Annotated in this window: 17 protein-coding genes and 1 pseudogene; 9 read left to right on the forward strand and 9 right to left on the reverse strand. The window is 69.2% G+C overall.

The window, feature by feature from the left end; genetic code table 11:
* The first annotated feature begins 367 nt into the window (after positions 1 to 367).
* Positions 368 to 2,584: a hypothetical protein gene (locus GA0070613_RS27840; protein ID WP_089014988.1), complete on the forward strand. Its 2,217-nt coding sequence runs from the start codon at positions 368 to 370 to the stop codon at positions 2,582 to 2,584.
* A gap of 133 nt (positions 2,585 to 2,717) precedes the next feature.
* Positions 2,718 to 4,070, forward strand: coding sequence for an RNA-guided endonuclease InsQ/TnpB family protein (locus tag GA0070613_RS27845; protein WP_089014989.1), 1,353 nt, complete (start codon positions 2,718 to 2,720; stop codon positions 4,068 to 4,070).
* A gap of 467 nt (positions 4,071 to 4,537) precedes the next feature.
* Here the strand turns inward: GA0070613_RS27845 and GA0070613_RS27850 are convergent, their stop codons facing one another.
* Complete coding sequence (locus tag GA0070613_RS27850) at positions 4,538 to 4,864, reverse strand: hypothetical protein (protein ID WP_089014990.1); 327 nt, start codon at positions 4,862 to 4,864, stop codon at positions 4,538 to 4,540.
* Between the two features lie 13 nt (positions 4,865 to 4,877).
* Positions 4,878 to 5,894: an SPFH domain-containing protein gene (locus GA0070613_RS27855; protein WP_089014991.1), complete on the reverse strand. Its 1,017-nt coding sequence runs from the start codon at positions 5,892 to 5,894 to the stop codon at positions 4,878 to 4,880.
* A gap of 155 nt (positions 5,895 to 6,049) precedes the next feature.
* Between GA0070613_RS27855 and GA0070613_RS27860 the strand changes: the two genes are divergently transcribed.
* Positions 6,050 to 6,849, forward strand: a protein-coding gene (locus GA0070613_RS27860; protein ID WP_172876011.1) for an IS5 family transposase whose coding sequence is annotated in 2 segments (ribosomal slippage) — positions 6,050 to 6,395 and positions 6,395 to 6,849 — 801 coding nt in all. Because the reading frame shifts where the segments join, the coding sequence is not laid out codon by codon here.
* A 37-nt stretch (positions 6,850 to 6,886) separates the two neighbouring features.
* Here GA0070613_RS27860 and GA0070613_RS27865 read toward each other — a convergent pair.
* The gene (locus GA0070613_RS27865; protein WP_157746560.1) at positions 6,887 to 7,396 is read right to left on the reverse strand and encodes a hypothetical protein; all 510 of its coding nucleotides are present in this window, start codon (positions 7,394 to 7,396) and stop codon (positions 6,887 to 6,889) included.
* On the opposite strand from GA0070613_RS27865, the pseudogene GA0070613_RS27870 reads away from it, so the two are divergent.
* The 4 genes and pseudogenes from GA0070613_RS27870 to GA0070613_RS33815 form a co-directional block, all read left to right on the forward strand.
* Positions 7,377 to 7,676: pseudogene (locus GA0070613_RS27870) on the forward strand (tyrosine-type recombinase/integrase); the annotation flags it as partial. The gene GA0070613_RS27865 and the pseudogene GA0070613_RS27870 sit on opposite strands and share 20 nt — an antisense overlap.
* A 707-nt stretch (positions 7,677 to 8,383) precedes the next feature.
* Positions 8,384 to 10,594, forward strand: coding sequence for a helicase-associated domain-containing protein (locus GA0070613_RS27875; protein WP_089014993.1), 2,211 nt, complete (start codon positions 8,384 to 8,386; stop codon positions 10,592 to 10,594).
* Positions 10,595 to 10,692: 98 nt separating this feature from the next.
* Positions 10,693 to 11,475 carry a helix-turn-helix domain-containing protein gene (locus GA0070613_RS27880; RefSeq protein ID WP_231929528.1) on the forward strand — a complete coding sequence of 261 codons (783 nt, stop codon included), beginning with the start codon at positions 10,693 to 10,695 and terminating at the stop codon, positions 11,473 to 11,475.
* Positions 11,472 to 11,756, forward strand: coding sequence for a transposase (locus GA0070613_RS33815; protein ID WP_231929886.1), 285 nt, complete (start codon positions 11,472 to 11,474; stop codon positions 11,754 to 11,756). Before GA0070613_RS27880 ends, GA0070613_RS33815 begins: the two co-directional genes overlap by 4 nt.
* A 678-nt stretch (positions 11,757 to 12,434) precedes the next feature.
* Here the strand turns inward: GA0070613_RS33815 and GA0070613_RS33820 are convergent.
* Entirely contained in the window at positions 12,435 to 12,572 is a 138-nt protein-coding gene (locus tag GA0070613_RS33820; protein WP_231929529.1) for a hypothetical protein, read from the reverse strand.
* Between the two features lie 80 nt (positions 12,573 to 12,652).
* On the opposite strand from GA0070613_RS33820, the gene GA0070613_RS33825 reads away from it, so the two are divergent.
* Positions 12,653 to 13,096 carry an integrase core domain-containing protein gene (locus tag GA0070613_RS33825; protein ID WP_231929530.1) on the forward strand — a complete coding sequence of 148 codons (444 nt, stop codon included), beginning with the start codon at positions 12,653 to 12,655 and terminating at the stop codon, positions 13,094 to 13,096.
* A 30-nt stretch (positions 13,097 to 13,126) separates the two neighbouring features.
* Positions 13,127 to 13,378: a hypothetical protein gene (locus GA0070613_RS27895; protein WP_089014994.1), complete on the forward strand. Its 252-nt coding sequence runs from the start codon at positions 13,127 to 13,129 to the stop codon at positions 13,376 to 13,378.
* A 93-nt stretch (positions 13,379 to 13,471) separates the two neighbouring features.
* On the opposite strand, the gene GA0070613_RS27900 is transcribed toward GA0070613_RS27895, so the two are convergent.
* From GA0070613_RS27900 to GA0070613_RS27920, 5 genes are all read right to left on the reverse strand, one after another.
* Complete coding sequence (locus GA0070613_RS27900; protein WP_089014995.1) at positions 13,472 to 16,549, reverse strand: PIG-L family deacetylase; 3,078 nt, start codon at positions 16,547 to 16,549, stop codon at positions 13,472 to 13,474.
* Positions 16,550 to 16,582: 33 nt separating this feature from the next.
* The gene (locus GA0070613_RS27905; protein ID WP_089014996.1) at positions 16,583 to 17,413 is read right to left on the reverse strand and encodes a carbohydrate ABC transporter permease; all 831 of its coding nucleotides are present in this window, start codon (positions 17,411 to 17,413) and stop codon (positions 16,583 to 16,585) included.
* Positions 17,410 to 18,330, reverse strand: coding sequence for a carbohydrate ABC transporter permease (locus GA0070613_RS27910; RefSeq protein ID WP_089014997.1), 921 nt, complete (start codon positions 18,328 to 18,330; stop codon positions 17,410 to 17,412). Before GA0070613_RS27910 ends, GA0070613_RS27905 begins: the two co-directional genes overlap by 4 nt.
* A gap of 7 nt (positions 18,331 to 18,337) precedes the next feature.
* Entirely contained in the window at positions 18,338 to 19,582 is a 1,245-nt protein-coding gene (locus tag GA0070613_RS27915; protein WP_197699005.1) for an extracellular solute-binding protein, read from the reverse strand.
* A gap of 113 nt (positions 19,583 to 19,695) precedes the next feature.
* The gene (locus tag GA0070613_RS27920) at positions 19,696 to 20,880 is read right to left on the reverse strand and encodes a PfkB family carbohydrate kinase (RefSeq protein WP_089014999.1); all 1,185 of its coding nucleotides are present in this window, start codon (positions 20,878 to 20,880) and stop codon (positions 19,696 to 19,698) included.
* Positions 20,881 to 21,004: the final 124 nt, after the last annotated feature.

Consider the following 21,004-nt stretch of genomic DNA (forward strand, 5'->3'; position numbering starts at 1 on the left):
CAAGCGTTGAAGCAGTCGTACCACGGCCTGGCGGGTGTCAGTGCCGACAGCGCGCCAACTGGCATAGCACCTGCTGTAGCGGGGTATACCGCGCCGGCTTCAGGTCGGACGGGGTGGTCGCGCAACCGGGTACGGTGGCGGATCTCCGGGTGCGGGCCGTCACGTCCGTTTGCGCCGCAGATAGTAGGGGGAGGAAGGGTCACGTGCACGGGAGCGATCGTTCCGCTCGGCGTCCGAAGCCGGTGGCTGGGGATTCTGGGAGACGGACCGCGGCTGTGGTTCGACCTGGACGGGCTCTCCGCTGGTCGCCGGGTGCGGGTAATGGCGCTATCGGGCGTGCCGTCGCTAGGCACCGGCGGGGCGGCGGATGTCGGTCAGGGTGACGGAGTTGCGGGTGCACGGCGTGTCCGGCGACGACGCCGATGCAATGCTCGACCGGCCCCTCGTCTTCCGCGTCGCCGGCGATCGGAACGCCGGCTTTTACCGACCCCGACCGGGGTACGGGGCCACCACCGGGCCGGGTGGCGTGACGCTGGAGGCGTACCACTGGAGCAATCTGACGGCCGGCACAGCAGTGCGGACCCTGTCGTTGCTGCTGCTGCTGCCGTTCATGCTCAGCAACCTCGCGATCTGGATGCTGCCGAACGCGCCCCAGTCACGAACCGACGTAACCGCGAAGGCCCTGTGCCGCCTACTCGCGGCCACCATCACCGCGATGTATGTGCTCTCGTTCGTCGGCGTCTCGCTCGATCTCGTCGCCTGGGAGTGCGCGTCGTATCCCCGGTGCCTCGAAGGCCGCCGATACCTGTCCTGGCTCGGCGGCATACCTCCGGGACAGCGTCTCGCGCTCCTCGCCCTTGCGCCGATCGCCGTGGTCGGCCTCGCCGCGAAGCTCGGCTCGCGCTCCTGGCGCTCGTCCGAACCGTTCACTCAGGCGACGGTACGCGCTGAGGGCAACAGGCTCGACGCGCCCGGCTACTGGGCCGGTATGCCGCTCCTCCGCCGGCTACGGTCGATCCACATCGCGGTCGCGTTGGCAACGGTGGACACGAGCCTGCTCGCGGCCCTCGCGCCCATCGACGGCGCGGTGACGGGCCACGCCCTCGTTGCGGCTGCGGTGATGCTACTGGTGGCGTGCCTGGTGCTGCTCTGCGTGCCGGTAACCACCAATCAGGGCAGCCGAGGCGCACGGGTGGAGACGACCGCCCGCGCGATCCACGCCGCAGCCGGTGTGCTGACCGCGCTGTGCCTCGTGTACGCGGCGACCCGGCCCGCCGAACGTCCGGTAACCGGGTCCCTGCCCGGGTACGACTCCATGGTCGCGTGGATCTTCCTCGGGCAGGCCGCCCTGCTGATCGCGCTCGGGGCGGTCGTGCTGTGGCAGCGCCGGGGTCGACCCACGGCCCCGACGTTGCTCGGCGACCTGGGCGCCCCGGCGGTGATCGCCGTCGCGATCGGCCTGGCGCTGGAGTTCACCGCCGGACTGGTCTACCGCGTTGCCGACTTCCTGGACCGCGGCTCCCTCCCGAGCCCGCTCCGGCCGTTGCCGGCCTACGCCCCGCAGCTCCAGCCGCCGGTCTCGTACCGGTGGTTGGTGCTGGGCTTCGGCGCCGCGGTGCTGCTGGCCATCCTCGTGGAACTGTGCTGGAGTCGGCTGACGCTGTCCCGCCGGCGCCGGGCGGCGGCAGAGGTCGTCGCGCGCGACTTTCCGGATCCCCCCGCGCAGGCCACGCCCCGCCTACGGGACGTCCGCGACGCGGTCGCGAAGGCACGAGTCACCGAGCGGCTGAGGCCGATGCGCGCCGCCTACCCGTTGGTCGCAGTGTTTAGCCTCGGCTCGGCCGGCTTCGCGCTGGCCGGCATCGCACCGGGCGAACTCGCCGCCCGGCTCGGCGGCGAGCGGGCGAGGGCGGTGGTGGACTTCGCCACCGATCTCGGCGCGTACCTCGTCGGGTTGTTCGTCGTCGGCCTCGCAGTCGCCGGGCTGCTTGCCTACCGGTCCCCGGCCATGCGGCTCGTCGGCGTGCTGTGGGACCTGGCCACCTTCTGGCCCCGTGCGGCCCACCCGTTCGCGCCGCCCTGCTACGCCGAACGTGTGGTTCCGGACCTGGTGCGCAGGACCCGCTACCTCGCCGAGCAGGGCGGGGTCCTGCTGTCCGGGCACAGTCACGGCTCGGCGCTACTGGCCGCCACCATCCTGCAACTGCCGCCGGAGACGCTACGCCGGGTGGCCCTGCTGACCTACGGGTCTCCGCTGCACCCCGTCTACGCCCGGCTCTTCCCGGCCTATGTCAGCGATGACACGCTGCGCGAGGTGGGAGATCGGGTGGGCTGGCGTTGGCTGAACCTGTGGCGGGACACCGATCCCATCGGCGGCTGGATCTTCTCCCCCCATCGTCTTGGCGAGCGACCCGCGGTCAACGGTCCACCCGGCGGCGTGGACCGGCGTCTGCGAGACCCGCGTGACGTGACCCTGGAGCCATCCGACACCGTCCCTCCCCCGATCGAGGGGCACTCGCAGTACCACGCGGACGAGCAGTTCGACGCTGCCGTGCGCGAACAGGTGGCGCAGCTAGTGCTTTGACCACAAACGTTGGCCGGGTTGGTCGGGGGTTGGGGAAATGTCGTAGGGCTGGTGTTGGCTTCGGTTCGTGCCTCGCCGTCGGGATCCCGCCTTGCCGCGGGTTGTGCATCGCACTGCCCGGGTTGCGGTGCGGGTGACGCTCGGGCAGCGGCGGCGGTGTTTCGGGCTGCTGCGCTCGGCCGGTGACGTGTGGGCGTGTGTGTTGGAGGTCAACGCGTGGCGGCGCCGCCGGCGGGACGTACCCCTGTCCGGCTATCAGGAGTTGTGTCGGGAGTTGGCGGCGTCGGGGCCGGGCACGTTCGCCGAACTGGACTCCACGGGTGCGCGGTCGGTGTTGCGCCGGTTTTCTGATGCGTGGTTCGCGGCGGCGAAGCGCCGCAGCGCCGGTGACATGTTGGCGCGGTTTCCTCGTCGTCGGCGGGGGTTGGTGCCGGTGCGCTGGTATCACGGCACGTTCACCCTCGACGGGCGCCGGCTGCGGATACCCACGGCCAAAGGCAGTGCGCCGTTGTGGGTCCGCTTGGCGCGGGAGGTGCCGTATCCGGTCGAGCAGGTCCGGTCGGTCACCCTGCTGTGTGAGGGCGGTCGGCTGTTCCTCGACGTGACCGCTGAGGTGCCGGTGGCGGTCTACCCGCCGGGTGAACAACCGGATCCGGCGAGGGTGGCCGGGGTGGATCTCGGGATCATCCACCCGTACGCGGTGGCCGGCCCGGACGGGAAGGGGTTGCTGGTGTCGGGGCGGGCGATCCGCGCCGAGCACCGCATGCACCTCGCCGACACGAAAGCCCGCCGCCGCGCCGTGGCCCGGCGGGCGCCGAAACCTGGTGAGAAGGGGTCGCGGCCGTGGCGGCAGTACCGTCGCCGGGCCCGCCTGGTGGAGGGCCGGCACCGGCGCAGGGTTCGTCAGGCCCAGCACGAGGCCGCCCGTAGCGTCGTGTCCTGGGCGGTGGAGCAGCGGGTGGGTGTGCTGCACGTGGGTGATCCTCGCGGGGTGTTGGACCTGCCGGCGGGGCGGCGGCACAACCTGCGGTTGCGGCAGTGGCAGATCGGCCGGCTCCTCCAAGTCCTCACCGACAAAGCTGTCCTGGCCGGCATCGTCGTCCGGCTGGTCGACGAACGCGGCACCTCCTCCACCTGCCCCACCTGCAGAAGGCGGGTGCCGAAACCCCGCGGGCGAACCCTGTCCTGCCCGCACTGCCGATTCTCCGGCCACCGCGACCTCGTCGCGGCGGCCAGCATCGCCACCCGCACCCCGGGCGGCGGACCCACCACCCCGACAGCAGTTGCGCTGCCGGAGGTGGTCACGCACCGTCGAGCCGGCCGGCACCTGCCCGGTACCGGACGGTCCCGACGTGACCCCCGCCGCCCACCCCGGGCGGCGCGAGGATCAGTTGGCCCGCGAAGGCCCGCCCCACCACCCGGTGGGGAGTCGCTCGCCCCTACGGCGAGGATCCACAACACCCACCGCAAACCCGGTGAACGTTAGTGGACACCGCACTAGACGCCGTGTACCCGTACGTGTTCTGCGAAGGACTGGGTGAAGCTCTCGAGCGCAGCCTTGCCCTTTCACGCGTACCAAGCGATGGACGTCCGATGACTCCGCTGGTGGTGTAGGCGGCCACTCCTGCGACGTCGTCCCGTCAACCATCATGCGAGACCAGGCATCGCCGACAGCCGGCTGCACCGAACGTCTGTTCGACTAGGGTGCCGGTGTGGAGGTACGTGGTCGGTGGTGGAACGGATCGTGGGGCCGCATGGCCCGGCGGGACATCTGGCTGCTCTCGGACGGTCGGCTCTGGCGGGTGCGTGGCCGCCTCGGAGGCAATGGAGGCCAGCAGGTCACCTACGACTTCCCGGACGAAGCATCCGCCCGATCGATGGTCGACCGGATGATGCTCGTTCGCGGGACCTCACGGAGGCGGTCCGGCAGGAGTCCAACCGCCGGCATGCTCGCTAGCCGGGGAGGTGGGTGCCACCGCCGTTGAGGTGGTACGCCCGCTCCTCCGCGCTCTCGCGTGCCCGCAGAAATCGGTCGTTCCACTCGGGGTCACCATCGGCGATGCGATCGACCACGTGTTCGTCGAGGACTCGTCCATCCGGCGGTACGAGCCCGACCGCGACCACCGTCTGCCCATCGCGCCCGTAGTGCAGGACCTGCCAGCGCGCCGCGCGGGTCGCCCGTCGGCTGCGCCGCCCGGCGAGGGCCGCCAGCAGGAGGTAGCAGCTGACGGCGACGACCAACGTGACGCCGATGGCGAGCAGCAGGGTGAGGGCCCGCACGGCGACCTCCGCCTTACTTGAGGGGTACGGTGGCGCCGGCTCCGGGAGCGTACGTCGTCACTCCTGGGGGTAGAGCCTTGATGATGTCGATCTGGGCGCACGCGGAGCAGGCGTCGTACCCCTGCTGCCGGGTTTTGTTGGCCTCCGCCTCCGCCTTGGCCTGCGCCACCCGCGCCTGGGCCTCGCTGACCTGCGCGTACGCCGCCTGGGCCTGGTTCACCGCGTCCTGCACCGTCTCTGGCAGGGTGACTCGGGCCAGGTTGAACTTGATGCCCTCGAAGAAGTTCCCGCCCAGCATCTCGGTCAGGTCCTTGGGGAGGCTGCTGTTCACGGCTTCCTGCACCTTGGCGATGTTCGTGTTGTTGGTCTGACCTCCGGTGTCCGGATTGGCGGGTGCCGGTGTTCCGGTGCGCTGCGCGCCGTTCTGGACCAGTGCGCAACTGGAGACCAGCTCCGCGCAACGGAAGCTGTTGATCTGGATGCGCAGGTCGTTGTCGATCACGGGGCGGACGATCACGTCGAGGAAGCTGCTCCAGCCCTCGTCTCCGTCGTAGGCGTAGCGCAGCTGGCTGTCGACGCCGCGGAACTGCCGGGTGCCGAACCTCGTGTCGAACGCCTTCAGGGTGTCGGGGTCGAGGTTGAGGGTGAAATAGATGGTGCCCTCGATGCCCATTTCCACGCCGTCGCTCGACGGTGTGTTCACCACGTCGACGCCGGTCCGGTCGCCACGCTTGGTGTCGGACGTGATCGTGTAGAAGCGCTGCTGTGCGGGGTAGCGGTGGGTGGTGGAGTACGTGCCTGTCCAGGTGAGACCGGAGGCCGGCGGGATCACCTGACGCACCCGGTTGTTGTCGAACCAGCCGCCGTTGCGGACCACCCCGACCTCGCCGCCGGCCGTCTTGTCAAAGCCGCCGATGACAGCGGTGAGGGCCACGATCAGCACGATCGCCCCGGCCAGGACGGCCCCCGTGATCGGGAGAATCCGCCGCGGTTCGAACCCCACCGACGGCCTGGTGCGCGGTGTGGCCATGGTGCACGCTCCCTCGTTGGTCAGCGGGGCAATCTGCCCATCACGATCAGGTTGGCAGCCGGTGTCAAGACGGTCAATCGACACCCGCTCTTAGGGCGCGTCTCATTTGGATGGTCGTTGGCCTGGGGGCATGATTTGCTCCCGTGGACGAGGCCATGATCCGCACCTGGGCGCCGGATGATCTCTGGGAGATAGCGGCGCCGTTGATCCCGCCCGCGCCGGTTCGTCGGCAGGGTGGTGGTCGCCGGCGGGTGGATGACCGGGCGGTGCTGGCCGCGATCGTGTACGTGACCCAGGCGGGTTGTTCCTGGTGGAAGCTGCCTGAGGCGTCGTTCGGTGTCACCAGGGCCACCGCGCACCGCAGGTTCACCGAGTGGACCGCGGCCGGGTTCTGGCTCCGGCTGCACGAGGCGACCCTGGACCGGCTCGGCGCCGACCGGCGGATCGACTGGTCGAGGGCGGTGGTCGACTCGATCAGTGTGCGGGCGGAAAAAGGGGCGATCTGACTGGCCCAAACCCGGTCGACCGCGGCAAACCAGGCAGCAAACTCCACGTCATCTGCGACCGGAAGGGGCTGCCCCTGGCCGTGCTGGTCACCGCCGCGAACGTCCACGACAGCCAACTGCTGCTGCCCATGCTCGACAGCGTCCCGGCGATCCGCACACCCAACGGGCGCCGCCGGTGGCGGCCAGACAAGTTGCACGCCGACAAGGCGTACGACGCCCGCGAGCTGCGCCGCGAGGTCCGGCGACGGGGGATCAAGGTACGCATCGCCCGTAAGGGCATCGAGTCCTCCACGCGTCTGGGCCGGCACCGCTGGGTCGTTGAAGCCTGCATGTCCTGGCTGATGCGCTACCGGCGCCTCGTTCGCCGCTATGACCGCAAGGGCGATCACTTCGAAGCCTTTGCCACGATCGCCAGCACCCTGATCTGCTACCGCCGCCTCACCAAATGAGACGCGTCCTTAGTCGGCTGGCCGCTGGCCGTAGCGCTCAGCGGCAAGCTTCTGCCCGGACGTGCACACCGCACCACGGCGGCAGGTCGGCTGCCCACACCCGCCAACCGCCCGCGTCTCGCCGCGTCTCGAACCGCCACGGGTGGGCTGCGCCGCTGAGGTTGGCCTGTTCGTTCCACCAGATCGCGTGGACCTGGGCGGTCACCGTCGCGCGGTCGTCGCCCTGGTCCTCGACGTCAATCGGTCCGACCGTCTCAAGCTTCGACGGCACGTTGCCGCGTTCCATCTCGCCGCGGTACTGCCGCCACTGCCGCAGCAGCTCGTCATGACGCCTGCCGGCCAGTACCCGCGACAGACCGATCTCCTCGCCACTGCTCATCTGGAGCACGTACACGCTCACCGCCGCATCCGGTGTCGCCTCACCACGCTCTGCCTCGACCTGCCGCAGAACAGCCCACGGCACCGGCACCGCCACGATCCCGGTACACAGCACGGCTACGAGCGACAGAACCACCCACGGCCAATGGCGCGGCGGTCGGATCAGCACAGCAGTACTGCGGGACGCGACCCACTGGGACGAGGTCGTGACTGCCTTGGGCTACGAGCATCTGCGACGTCACGATCTGCGCCACACCGGGCTGACGTGGATGGCAGATGCCGGCGTACCGGTGCACGTCCTGCGAAAGATCGCCGGGCACGGATCGCTCACCACGACCCAGCGGTATCTGCACCCCGATCGCCAGTCGATCACGGACGCGGGAACGGCGTTGAGCGCTCACTTGAGGGTTCGCCGGTCCCCAGCTGGTCCCCAGCTACGCGCCGTCTAGCTGCCGATTCCCGACTACTTCAGAAACCAACAGAGGCCGCTGACCAGGGCATACGCCCCGATTAGCGGCCTCTCTATGTACTGTCGGGACGGCCGGATTCGAACCGACGACCCCTTGACCCCCCAGTAGTCCGGTGGCCCAGCGGCATGCTCACGCACGTTTGCCCAGGTCGTCTGAAGCATAGACCGGCCGAGTAAAGGAATCGTCGCACCACTCCCCCGCCACCATCGACTTCCCTGCCGTCAGCCAGACGAGCAGCGCGTGACTTCCCGCCGGCTGTCGTGGGAGTTCATGTCGGAGGAGCGAGTTGAACCATACGCACATATACCTGCCTGGATGACCTGGATCGAACGGCCGGCGTCCTCAATCGGCGTTCAGGAATACCTGGTGACAGGCCAGCCGGCACCGTCGCATCCCAGCGTCACCGGCGCGGCCATCCGCCGGCGGTCTTGGGCAGGCCACAAAGCCGCAGTTCGAGCACGCTTCGGTGGATACGGCGGCGCGGCGGCCGTGGGCGCGACACCCCCACGGCGTCATGGGCGAAGACGATGTGAACCGCGCCTGCTCCGGATGTCAACAACACTGCGCACACCCGTGCAGCAGGAGTCGGATCGTTCTCCGGCCGGCGGGAGGGGGACCGCCACCGGGTCACTGAGGGTATGCCGTAGCGTCGCTTTATCAAGCCGACGGAAGACGGAGCCTGGAGCGTGCGGAGTCTCATCACCCACCTGGCAGCTCTGACGCCTGAGCAGCTCAGTGACCTGATCGCCGCACGACCGGAGGCGCTGCTACCGCCGGAGCCCGCGACGATGGCCGAGTTGGCCGAGCGGCTAAACGCTGCGCCGCTGATCGACGTCGCGCTGCTCGGACTGAGCCGACCGGAGCTGCAGATCGCCGAGGCGCTGGCGGCACTGGGCGATGGATGCGACCGCGCAGAGCTGGCGGCGGCCCTCGGCGTGGCCAGCGACGACGCCGACCTGGACGCGGCGCTCGTCCGGCTGGGTGAGGTCGCCGTGGCCTGGCCGGACGGTGACCGCCTGCGCACCGTACCGCTGGGGCACGTCTGGCCGTGCCCGCTGGGTCTCGGGGCGCCGCTGTCCGCGCTGCTCACCGAGCAGCGCGCCGATGACCTGCGCCGGATCGCCCGGAGGCTCGGGGTACCCGCGGGCACGCAGAAAGCCGTCACGGTACGGAACCTGTCCGCCTGGCTGGCCGACGGTGCGAACGTCCGGAAGGTCAGCACCACAGCCCCCGCGGACACTCAGGAGCTACTCCACCAACTCGCCTGGGAGGGCCCCTACCTCGACGAGCCGACCTACCGCTACGGTCGCCGGACAGGGCCGGCCCAGTGGGCGGTGGAGCACGGACTGATCCACGTCGCCGCCCACTGGGGCGCACCCCTACAGATGCCCTGCGAGGTCGCGCTGGCGCTGCGCGGACCCGACTACCGGCTCCCATTCGACCCCGCGCCGCCGTCCGCACCGACCAGGCCGGTCGACGGGGAGTCCGTCGAGCGGGAATCCGCCTCGGCGGCGGCAACTGCGCTCGCCGGTATGGTGAACCTGCTGGAAGAGTGCGGCCGGACACCCGTCGCACCTCTCAAGACCGGCGGAGTCGGCGTACGCGAGCTGCGCCGGCTCGCCAAGACCATCGGCGACAGCGCGGACCACATCCGGCTGTGGCTGGAGCTCGCGATGGCCACCGGACTGCTGGCACCGACCGAGGCCGGCCTGCTACCGACCGAGGAGTACGACACCTGGTGCGATCAGCAGCCCGCAGAGCAGCTGACCGAGCTGCTGGCGGGCTGGCTGTCCAGCGAGGGCGCTCCCCTGCACCAGCCGGCCGGTACGGGGCAGCCGGTGCCCGCCCTGGTCCACACGGCGGACGGCGCGGCGATGCCCCTGCTGCGAGCCGCGGTGCTCAGGGTGACCGCGGGACTGCCGCCCGGCGCTGCCGCCGCCGACGCGCAGGCCGTCACCACGCTCGCCCGGTGGCGCAACCCGATGCTCCTGGACCATCTCGACGATGCCAACGGCCTGGTCGAGGGCGTGTGGCGGGAGGCCCAGCTGGTGGGAGCGGTTGCCCACGGAGCAGTCACTGATCTCGGCCGGGCGCTCGCCACAGACCAGCCTGAGCAGTTGGCGACCGTGCTGGATCGGCTGCTACCGCCGGCGGAAGAGACCGTCCTGCTGCAGGCCGACCTGACCGCGGTGGTCGTGGGAACCCCGTCGCGGACGCTCACCGTGCTGCTAGACGCGGCGGCGGACCGGGAGACCCGCGGTGGCGCGTCGACGTGGCGCTTCACCCCGTCCTCGATACGCCGAGCGCTGGACGCGGGCAGCAGCGAGACCGAGCTGCTCACCGCCCTACGGGACCGAGCCGCCGGTGCCCGGGTACCGCAGCCACTCGAATACCTCATCAGCGATACGGCCCGGCGGCACGGCGCGATCCTGGTCCGGCCGGTCGCCTGCTGCCTGCGCAGCGACGACCCGGTGCTCCTGAAGGAGATCCTGCACGCCCGCTCACTGAGCACACTGGGCCTGGCGCTGCTCGCGCCGACCGTGGTGGCCAGCACCGCCCCCATCGCGGAAACCCTGACCGCTCTCCGCAACGCCGGCTACGCACCCGTCGGGGAACACCCCGACGGCACGGTGGCGGTGGAACGCCCCACCCGGCAACGAGCCGTGCCGCTACCAAGGGCCTCCGATGTGGTCACGGCACCCCTGCCGCTTCCTGGACCATATGACCCGGGTGCGCTGGACGAGCTGCTCGCGGAGCTGTTCGAGGATGCCGACGAATCCCACCCACTCAGCGGGTACCTGATCCCGACACAGCCCGGTCCGCTGGCAACCAGCGAGCCCGCAGACCTCGCCCGCCGCCTGCTACGCGCCGCTGCCCGACGCACTTCGAGGCGGTGAATTCACTGCGAACCTGTGGGGCTCGAATACCCGGTTCGGCTGTCTGAAGTGCGGTTCTGTGCGAGCTTGAGCCCGGGGCGACCGGCATGCTCGTGGCCATGAGCGCGTCGTTGATGTACCTGCTGCTTCGCCAGGTCCTGCAGATGTTGTCCCAGCTCGCCCGAGACGGCGGTGCCAAGGATGTGGAGATCCTGGTGCTCCGCCATCAGCTGGCGGTGCTGCGCCGCCAGGTGCACCGCCCCAATCTCGAGCCGGCCGACCGGGTCGTGCTGGCGGTGCTGTCGCGGCTGCTTCCCCGCCCGCGGTGGTCGGCGTTCTTCGTCACCCCGGCCACTCTGCTTCGGTGGCACCCTGAACTGGTCGCCCGACGCTGCACGTACCCGCATGCCCGACCGGGCCGGCCACCGGTCGACAGGCAGGTCCGTGACCTGGTGCTGCGACTCGCGGCGGAGAACCCTTCGTGGGGGCACCGCCGGATTCAGGGTGAGCTGGTCGGCCTGGGCTACCCGGTCGCGGCCAGCACGGTGTGGAAGATCCTTAACCAGGCCAGCGTCGACCCGGCGCCGCGGCGGTCCGGGCCGACCTGGCGGCAGTTCCTGACCGCCCAGGCAGACACGATCCTGGCCTGTGACTTCTTCACGGTCGACACCGTGTTCCTCAAGCGGATCTACGTGCTGTTCTTCGTGGAGATCGCCACCCGCCAGGTCCACGTCGTCGGGGTGACCGCCCATCCGACCGGCGCCTGGGTGACCCAGCAGGCACGCAACCTGCTGATGAACCTCGACCGGCGCGCGGCGGGGCTGCGTTCCTGCTGCGCGACGGGGATACGAAGTTCACCGCCGTCTTCGACGCGGTGTTCGCCGCCGAGGGCATCGAGGTGATCAGGACTCCGCCGGAGGCACCCCGGGCGAACTCATTCGCCGAACGATGGGTTGGCACCGTACGCCGGAAGTGCACCGACAGGACGCTCATCGTCGGCGAGCGCCACCTCGCGGCCGTCCTCGCCGAGTACACGACCCACTACGACGGCCACCGCCCACATCGATCGCTCGGCCAGCAGCCACCGAAACCTACGCCGCACGTCGTGGACCTGAACGCTGCCCGGATCCAACGGCGGCCGATTCTAGGCGGATTGATCAACGAGTATTCGCAGGCAGCGTAGCCGAATCGGCTTTACGAGCCCCACAAGCAGCCGCGACAGGCTGAGAGCACCACCCGGTCGACGGGCTCCAGATCCGGACGTGCGACCTGGCGGCGGAGGACCGCGACCTGATGACGTAGCACGACAATCTCGACATCCTTGGACCGCTCGCCGCGCATGCCTTGGACCTGTGGGGCTCGCAAATCACGTTCAGCCCCGTTGACGTGGTGTTCTGTGCGAGGTCAGCCTTGCGGAAGCTGCGACGATCCGGGCCATGAGCGCTTCGTTGGTGTATCTGCTACTGCGCCAGGTGCTGCAGATGTTAACCCAACTCGCCCGGGACGGCGGAACCAAGGATGTCGAGATCCTGGTACTACGGCACCAGGTGGCGGTACTCCGCCGCCGGGTGAAGCGCCCCAATCTCGAACCGGGCGACCGGGCGACCGGGCGACCGGGTGGCGTTGGCGGCGTTGTCGCGGCTGCTCCCCCGTCCGCAAGTGGGCCGCGTTCTTCGTCACCCCGGCGACCCTGCTCCGGTGGCACCGGCAACTGATCGCCCGGCACTGGACATACCCGCACGCGCGGCCCGGCCGGCCGGCCACCGGTCGACACAGCAATCCGTGACCTGATACTGCGCCTGGCCGCCGAAGACCCTTCGTGGGGGCATCGCCGGATCCACGGTGAGCTGGTCGGCTTGGGCTACCGGGTGGCGGCCAGCACCGTATGGAAGATCCTCCACAACGCCGGCGTCGACCCGGCGCCGCGGCGGTCCGGGCCGACCTGGAAGCAGTTTCTGGCCGCCCAGGCGCACACGATGCTGTCCTGCGATTTCTTCACCGTCGATACGGTGTTCCTCAAGCGGATCTACGTGCTGTTCTTTGTGGAGATCGCCACCCGGCAGGTGCACGCCGTTGGGGGTGACGGCGCATCCGACCGGCGCCTGGGTCGCGCAGCAGGCGCGGAACCTGCTGATGGACTTCGACCAGCGGGTGACCAGCTTGCGGTTCCTGCTACGCGACCGCGACACGAAATTCACCGCGGCCTTCGATGCGGTGTTCGCCGCGGAAGGTATCGACGTGATCAAGACTTCGCCCCAGGCACCGAGAGCCAACTCATTCGCCGAGCGCTGGGTGGGCACTGTACGCCGCGAATGCACCGACCGGATACTCACCGTCGGCGAGCGCCACCTGGCGACCGTACTTGCCGGATACACGTCGCACTACAACGATCACCGCCCGCACCGTTCGCTGGGACAGCGGCCACCCAATCCGCCACCGCACATCGTGGACTTGGTCGCTGCTCGGATCAAACGACGCCCGATCCTGGGTGGATTGATCAATGGGTATTCGCAGGCAGCGTAGCCGTACCTGATCTACGAGCCCCACAGGACCGTGACCGCGGTCTACCCTGCCCTGCTCTCCCGCAAGGCCGCCGGCTGGGAGCGACAGGCCCTGGCCAACGTCCTCGCCACCAGCGCCGAGGGCTACGCCTTCCCCACCAGCCTCGACCGCGACCAGCCGATCGGGGGCATGGCGCCACCGAGCCAGGCCACGCTCGTCGCGGACGCGCTCGCCGCCGGTACGTCGCCGCAGCAGTTGGTCGAGCGCCTCGCGGCGCATGCCGTGACCAAGCTGAACCACTGACCCCGGCCGAGCTCCTGACCCGGACGACGGGGCGATCCTGTGCTCACAGGGCCGCCCCGTCGCGTATCGGTCAGCTTGTCCGGCCGGCGGGGGTCACCGGCCCAGCGGTACGTCAAAGGCCTGGACCTCGTCCCGTGGCGTCTCGAAAGAGACGAGCGCCCGCTCGGGGAAGGGCGCCCCGGCGTCCAGCGGGATGCTGACCCGCTTGAGTCCGGCGTGGACGTCGACGCTGACCTGCTTGACCACGTGACCGCTCATGTCCGGCGACCACGGCGGGATGCCACCGTCCGACACGGCGCAGGGGGTCAGGCCGTAGTCCGGCGGGGGGTCGGCCGCGAGCGGACAGCTGGTCTGGTACACCGGGATCGCTCCGACGTCCGCGGTCCAGAGGAACACCCGGGCTGTCCCCGGCCCGCTCGCGGTGATGTCGAAGGTCGCTGAGGTCGAGGTCAGTGCAGGGCTGCTGATCCTGATCCGGTGATCGGCGGGGGCCGGCACCCGCCCGGAGATCGGGACGCCGTTGCGGGCTGACTGCCAGATGGTCTGCGGTGAGGTGGCGCCGTTGAGGTTGGGGTTGGAGACGTTCGGCGGGGGCGCCGTCACCGGTCGTCCGGCGGGTGGGGTGTACCCCGGCACGATCGCCTGCCCCCAGCGGTACGGGTCGGACTGGACGCTGCCGAACGCCGACCAGCCGAGCCGGGTGCTCATATCGATGTGGCGAAGCGTGGTCGTGCCGGCCGCGGCGGTGTTGTCGTTGTCGTACGGGGTGATGTTGAGGCCCAGGTGAGCCGGGTCGACTGCGGCGGGAAGGTCCGCCATGGGAATCTTCACCTCTAGGTCGTACCCACCGCCGGTGTAGGCGTGGTCGACGGTGGTGCTGTTCGAGCCGACCCAACGGGCGGTGGAGGCCACCTGGACGCCGGGCGCGTTGGGGGCGTCGCTGACCGTGTTGGCCAGGGGGCCGGTCGAATAGCCCTGATGGTTGTCGGCATCGCGCTCCCAACAGGGGGCGTTGGCGCCGTTGCCGTTGGTGTTCTGCGGGTCGTTGGTGAACGGGAACACGCCCAGTTTGAACGTGTTGGCGGTGTCCTTCAGGTCCTGGGAGGCGGTCCCTCGCGGGTCGAGGAGGATCTCGACGGAGTCCGCCTGCCAGTGACCGACGCACTCAGCGGGCGTCACCGCGTACGACTGGTAGTCGTCGCGGACGTGGATGAAGAAGTACAGCGCGTCGTCCGAGCGGCTCACCGTGGCATAGCTGCTGTCGGGGTCCGAGGTGCCGGAGACACCGCAGTCGGCAGTTCCGGTGCAGCCTGAGGCGCCCTGCCAGATCCGGCCGATGTCCAGCCGCGGCCCCGGGTACTCCTCGCCGGAGGCGACGCCGTCCACGACAGGTCCCGTCGCGACCGACGGGATGGCGGTGGTGGGAGCGATGCTCAGGGCGAGGGCCTCGCTTCCTGCGCCGGCCGGCGAGCTGTACGTGGTCGTGATGGGGACGGACACCTGCTGGTTCGCCGGCAGCGACGTGTCGGTGTTGGTGAGCGTGAACGTCACGGTCGTCTCCGCGCCGGGGCCGAGGGGACCGTAATCCTTGGACGCCGCGTCGGCGGTCAGGTTGGCGGGCAGCGTCAGGGAGACCTGCCCGCTCTGCGGCGTGGCGGACCAGTTGTGCACGACCACCGGCACCTCTTGGGTGCCGCCGACGCCGATACGTTGGATCGCGGCGGACCGGCCAAGGCGTGCGGCCTGCGGGGCCGTCTCGCTGAGCCACCGATCGTACTCCGCCCAGTTGCCCCACCGCTGGAACCGGCCCTCGACCGGGGTGACGATGCGCACGACCTTGTCCGTGTACCCCGTCCTGGTGCCGCTGGAGAACAGCGCGGAGATCCTGTGGTTCTGGTTGACCCCGGCGTCGGCCGCGGGTGTGACGGTGAAGGTCACGGTGGTCTCGGCCTTGTCCGAGATGGTCCCGACGGTCTTGGGACCGTCGACTGTCCAGCCGCTCGGCACGGTCAGCGCCACCTGGCCGCCGGGCATCTTCCCCTGCGGCGACTGCAGGTGCAGGGTCGCCTGGAACGGCGTCGAGGCCACATTGTAGAAGCGCGAGAAGGTCAGATACTCCAGTGTGCCCAGCGGCAGACCGCCAGGGTCGGGCCTGGTCGCGCCGCTGAGGAGGGCGTCGTCGCTGCCGGCCGGGGGGTTGGGCGACCCGTCAGGACGCAGGTTCGGCTGGAACGGCACGAACGACTCGGTCATGCCGAAGCGTGGGCACGCGGGGTTCGAGCTGCCTTGGTACATCACCCTGCTCTGGGTCGGGTAGGCCAGTCGTCCTTCGTCGGCGACCTGTTGCCAGATCTTCGGGGTGCCCGCGGGCTTGCCCTGGAGGTTGCCCGCCGGCCACAGGTACGGCGAGTCGAAGCCGGTCCACACGCCGGCGACGGTGTCGAGGTTGGTGCCGGGGGTCGGGACGAAGCCGGTGGTGCAGTTGGCGGCGGTCGTCGTTCCGCCGGTCCCCGCTGTGCTGCCGCCGGAGAAGACCTTCTTGACCTGCCAGGTGCTCAACGCGTTCGGCCCGGTGAGCTGCTCGGGGAACATGTGCGGGTCCGCCGCCGCGAGGACGCCTTCCCAGATGAAGCGTCCCGCCTGCTGGTGGTTGCCGTGACCGGCGCCGAGGGTCGGGGTGAAGCCTATGTACACGTCGGGCTGGGTCATCCGGATGATCCGGGTGATCCGGCGCAGCGTCTCCTCGTGGCCCCAGAAGCTCTGAGTGAGCGGGGCGCTCTGGTTGTAGAAGAAGTCCACCCGGTCGAGGTTGAAGATGTCGACCGTGCCGGAGCGGTAGTGCGCCACCCGGTCCTCGTTCTCACGTCGCAACCCGAGGTCGGGGCCGAGTTCCTGGCCGACGGCGTTTCCGCCGCCCTCGCCGCGCGTGACCATGATGATCCCGCACTTGATGCCGTAGCGCTGGTGCCATACCCCACACGGCCCGATGATGCTCGTGTCGTCGTCGGGGTGGGCCCACTCACCCATCACGTTGATCTTGACCGAACTGTCCGCGTGGTATGCCTGAGGTGGAGTCTCGGCGGCATGCGCGGACTGGCCTGCCGCGACCACGCTGAGCGCAGTGAGAAGAGCGGCCGTCACCAGCGCAGAGACTCTGCGCGACATCTTCATGAGCTGCCTCCTTGTGGTTGGGTGCGGGCCTCGTTACTCCCTGACTGCGCCCTCGAGCATGCCCGCGATGAATTTGCGCTGCAGGAAGAGGTAGAGCAGGGCGACCGGCGTCGCGACGATCACGGCGCCGGCTGCCAGCAGCGTGAACCCCTGGGTGTACTGGCCCTGGAAGAACGCCAGCCCGAGCGGTGCGGTGCGCAGCGACTCGGCGGTCACCATGACCAGGGGGACGAGGAACTCGTTCCAGGTCCACATGAACGTCAGGACGATCAGGGTGATGACGGCGGGCCAGGCGATTGGGACGAGCACCCGCCACAGGATGGTGCGAGTCGAGGCTCCGTCCATGCGCGCAGCCTCGACCAGTGCCCGACTGCTGGTACGGAAGTACGCCCGCATCCAGAACGTGCCGAACGCGACCGACTGGGCTACCTGGGGCAGGGCCACTGCCCAGAACGTGTCGGTGAGACCCAGCGTCCTCAGGTCGAAGTACAACGGCACGACGATGGCCTCGCTGGGCATCATGATGCCGAGAAGGAAGGCGTAGAACAGCATCGTCGAGCCGCGGAAACGCATCGTTCCCAACGCGTATCCACTGAGGATGGACAGGATCACGCTGACCGTGACGACGAACACCGACACCAGCAGACTCATCCGCAGGTACGTGCCGAAGTGCCCGACCTGCCAGGCCGTTGCGAAGTTGCCGACGTGCAACCCGGCGATGCTGGCGGCACTGCCGGACCCGCTGCCGGGGGCGTCGTCCGGGGCCAACGCAGCGGCCAGGACGGTCCCGATCGGGGCGAGCGCGAAGGCGGCGAACAAGACCAGGATGACGTAGTTCGCGGAGCGCTCCGCACGGGAGATCATGACGTGGAGTCCCTGTCGCCGACGCGGGTGATCACGAAGGAGATCACGAAGATGATGATGGTCAGGCAGACCCCGATGGCGGCTGCCGAGCCAACCTTCCCCAGCTCGAACGCACGGTGATACACCTCGTACGACGGCACCGACGTCGACGTGCCCGGGCCGCCGCGGGTTGTCACGTACACCAGGTCGAACGTCCGCAGTGCGGCAATCACCGTGAGGGTCAGCGCCACAGCGATCTCGCCACGAACCGACGGTAGGGTGACGGTGAGGAACTCCCGGACCGGACCGCCTCCGTCGATGCGCACCGCATCGTACAGCTCTGGGGAGATGCGGCTCATGCCGGCGAGCAGCAGCACGGTCACCAGACCGGTTTCGAACCATGTGCCGATGAAGCCGACGGCCGGAAGGGCCGCACCGTAGTCGCCCAGCCAGGCACGGGTGAGCGAGCCGAGACCGACCGCGTGCAGCAGCGAGTTCAGCGGTCCATCAGGAGCGTAGATGCGCCGCCAGGCCACGGCGACGACCACCATCGCGATGACCTGGGGCAGGAACACCACGGTGCGGAAGAACGACAGTCCACGGACTTTTGCGCGGTTGAGGATCGAGGCCAGGACGAGGCCGACGCACAACGGCACGAGCGCGTAGAACACCATGAGCACCAATGCGTGCCCGAAGGCGTCCCGTAGATCGTCGTTCCTGAGCACGTCGGCGTAGTTGTCGAGGCCAATCCACCGGCCGAGGGTCAGCCCGTCCCAGTCGTAGAACGAGATCTGGACCGATCGGGCCAGCGGGTACAGCAGGAACGCCGCGTACACGAGGAAGGCAGGCAGGACGTACAGGTATCCGGTCCCGCGGGGCCGGCGGGGCGGTCCGACGAGGCTGCGCTCGCGGACCGCCCCCGTTGTCGTCGCGGTCATCCGGCCGTCAGCCGTTGGATGTGGAGAAGTCGCCGTAGTCCTTCTGCAACGAGTCCAGGAACTGCTCCGGCGTCTTCTTCTTGGCCAGCAGATCCTGCAGCGAGGCGGTGACGCTGTCATACATCGTCGGCGTCGCGTAGTCCAGGTACGGCACGAGCCCGTCCGCCTTGACGATGTCTCCGAAGGCGGTGAAGACATCCTTCTGCAGTCCGCCGCCAACGGCCTGGCTCGATGTGTCGGCAACTGGCAGATTGCCGGTGTTGGTGAGCACCTTCATGGCCTGCTCGCTGGTGATGAAGTTGATGTAGGCGGCGGCCGCGTCGGGGTGCTTGCTCTTGGCGGTGATGGCGAACGGCAGCCCGGTGCCACCGGTGGCCACCGGCTTGTCACCGGCGTTCACCGCCGGCGGCAGCATGAACGCCACGTCGGAACCCATGGCCTTGGCGAGGTCGGCCTGCAGCCACGTCCCTCCGATGAGGAAGACGCCCTTGCCCTTGCTGAACGCCTGCCAGGCGGGGTCGTAGCCCGTTCCGTTGAAGCCTGGCTCGAAGTAGCCCTTGTCGACCCAGTCGACCAGTTCCTGGGCCGCTTTGAGATTGTCGGGAGTCTTCCACGACGCGCCCTTGCGGCCGAAGGCCAGCGTCTTGATGTCGTCGGGCGAGGTGGAGCGGCCCTGGATCGTGCCGAACACGTGGATTGCCGGCCACTTGTCGAGGTTGCCGAGCATCATCGGAACCTGGCCTCTGGCCTTGGCGGTAGCCATCGCGCTCTCGAGGTCGGACCAGCTCTTGGGTGGCTGGAGGCCGAACTCGGCGAGCTTCTTTGCGTTGTAGAAGATGCCGACCACCTCGCCCACCTGGGGTAGCCCGTAGAGGTTGCCCTCCCCGAAGGTCCTGCCGTCCGGGCTGTACGACGAGTACTGGCGCACCGACTCGGGGTATCTGCGGTCCCAGCCGTAGGCGGCGGCGTACGCGTTGAGCGGAAGCAACTGCCCGGCCTTGACGAACTCGCCCATGTCAGAGCGCCCGTTGTTGGCCTCTACGACGTCAGGGGCCTCGTTGCCGCTGAGCGCCAGCCGGAGGGTGGTCTTCAGGTCATCGAAGGAACGGGACACGCGCTGGATCTTGATGTTGGGGTACTTGGCCTGGAAGTCCTTGTTGAGTTGCTCCATCTGCGCGGCCTGTCCACCGCGGACCTCCTGGTCCCAGACGATCAGGGTGACGTTGCCCAACTTGGCCGCGTCGGTGGTCACCGCGGCGTTGGGCTTCGCCGACGGCGAAGGGCTCGAGGACCCGGGGGCGCATGCGGTGACCGCGAGGACACCGATCGCACTGACCGCGATCAGGGTCCTTGACCTGAACGACTTCATCTCCTGCTCCTTGGTGAGGGTGGATGGACGCCCTGCACAGCATCTGGGCGTGGCCGGGGCATGAGCTGGCGCCCCTCCACGTCCGCGTGACGCGCGATGGTGGCTGCGGCGCGGTGGACCCCACCGAGCGGCACCGTGGGCACAATCTGCTCAAGGAACTCGTAGCGCCGGCGCAACGACGCCATGTACGAGCCGCCGCCGAGGCTGTCGCGCAGCGCATGCCACCAGTCGGCGATGTCGCCCCAGCCCGGCGCGGCAAGGGAGCCACCGAACTGCTGCACCGCCAGGCCCGAACACATGATGGCGAAGGCCAACCGGTTGCGAAGTGACCACCCGGCGAGCGTGCCGACGACCAGTCCGGCAGCGAAGACGTCGCCCGCTCCGGTCGGGTCGAGCGCCGGCACCCGCAACGCAGGCATCTGCGCCTCCTCGCCCGTCGTCCCGTCGATCGCCAGCGCACCCTGCGCGCCATTGGTCACCACCGCCAGGGGAACCACGTCCGCCAAGGCGTACAGCGCGTCGTTGGGGGTCTCGGTCCGGGTGTAGGCCATCGCTTCGGGGGCGTTGGGGAGGAACGCGTCGCATCCGGCAAGCTGGTCCAGGAGCCTGGGCGACCACTCGCCGGTGGGGTCCCAGCCGACGTCACCGAACACGAGCGCGCCCTGAGTGCGGGCGACCTCGACCCACGTGGGCTCGTCCGTCCCGCAGGCCACGTCGTGGCCGAGGTCGACCATGACCGCACGCGCTCGCGGCGGCACCCCGATCATCTCGTTGCCGGATATGGGCGCCGGGTGGCCATGAGTGACCATGCTGCGGTCGCGATCGACGGCCATGGAGACGGTGACCGGGGAGTGCCAGGCATCAAAACGACGCGAACGACTGAGATCGACGCCTTCCTGCTCAGCGAGGGTGCGCCAGCAGAAGTCGGCGTAGTCGTCGTCGCCGAAGGCCGCTGCCAGGGAGGTACGCAGACCCAGCCGACTTGACGCGACGGCGAGGTTGGCGATCCCGCCCGGGCAGGAGCCCATGCCGCCCGCCCACACCTCAGTCCCAGCCGACGGCATGGTCTTCAGGCCGGTGAAGATGATGTCGAGGAAGACCGTGCCGCTCAGGAGTACGTCAAAATCCGGGCCATCCGCGGTCCGCTGAGCGGCGAGCGGGTCGTAGACGACATCCGTCACGGCGGGCGCCCTTCGGGAAAGAATTCACCAACGCGCCACATCCTGCCAGTCGCCTGGGCCAATCACAAGCAATAACGAGCAATCTCGCGCAGACTATGCGCGATATTGCTCCTCGATGACTGGT

The sequence above is a fragment of the Micromonospora inositola genome (assembly GCF_900090285.1).
Taxonomy (GTDB): domain Bacteria; phylum Actinomycetota; class Actinomycetes; order Mycobacteriales; family Micromonosporaceae; genus Micromonospora; species Micromonospora inositola.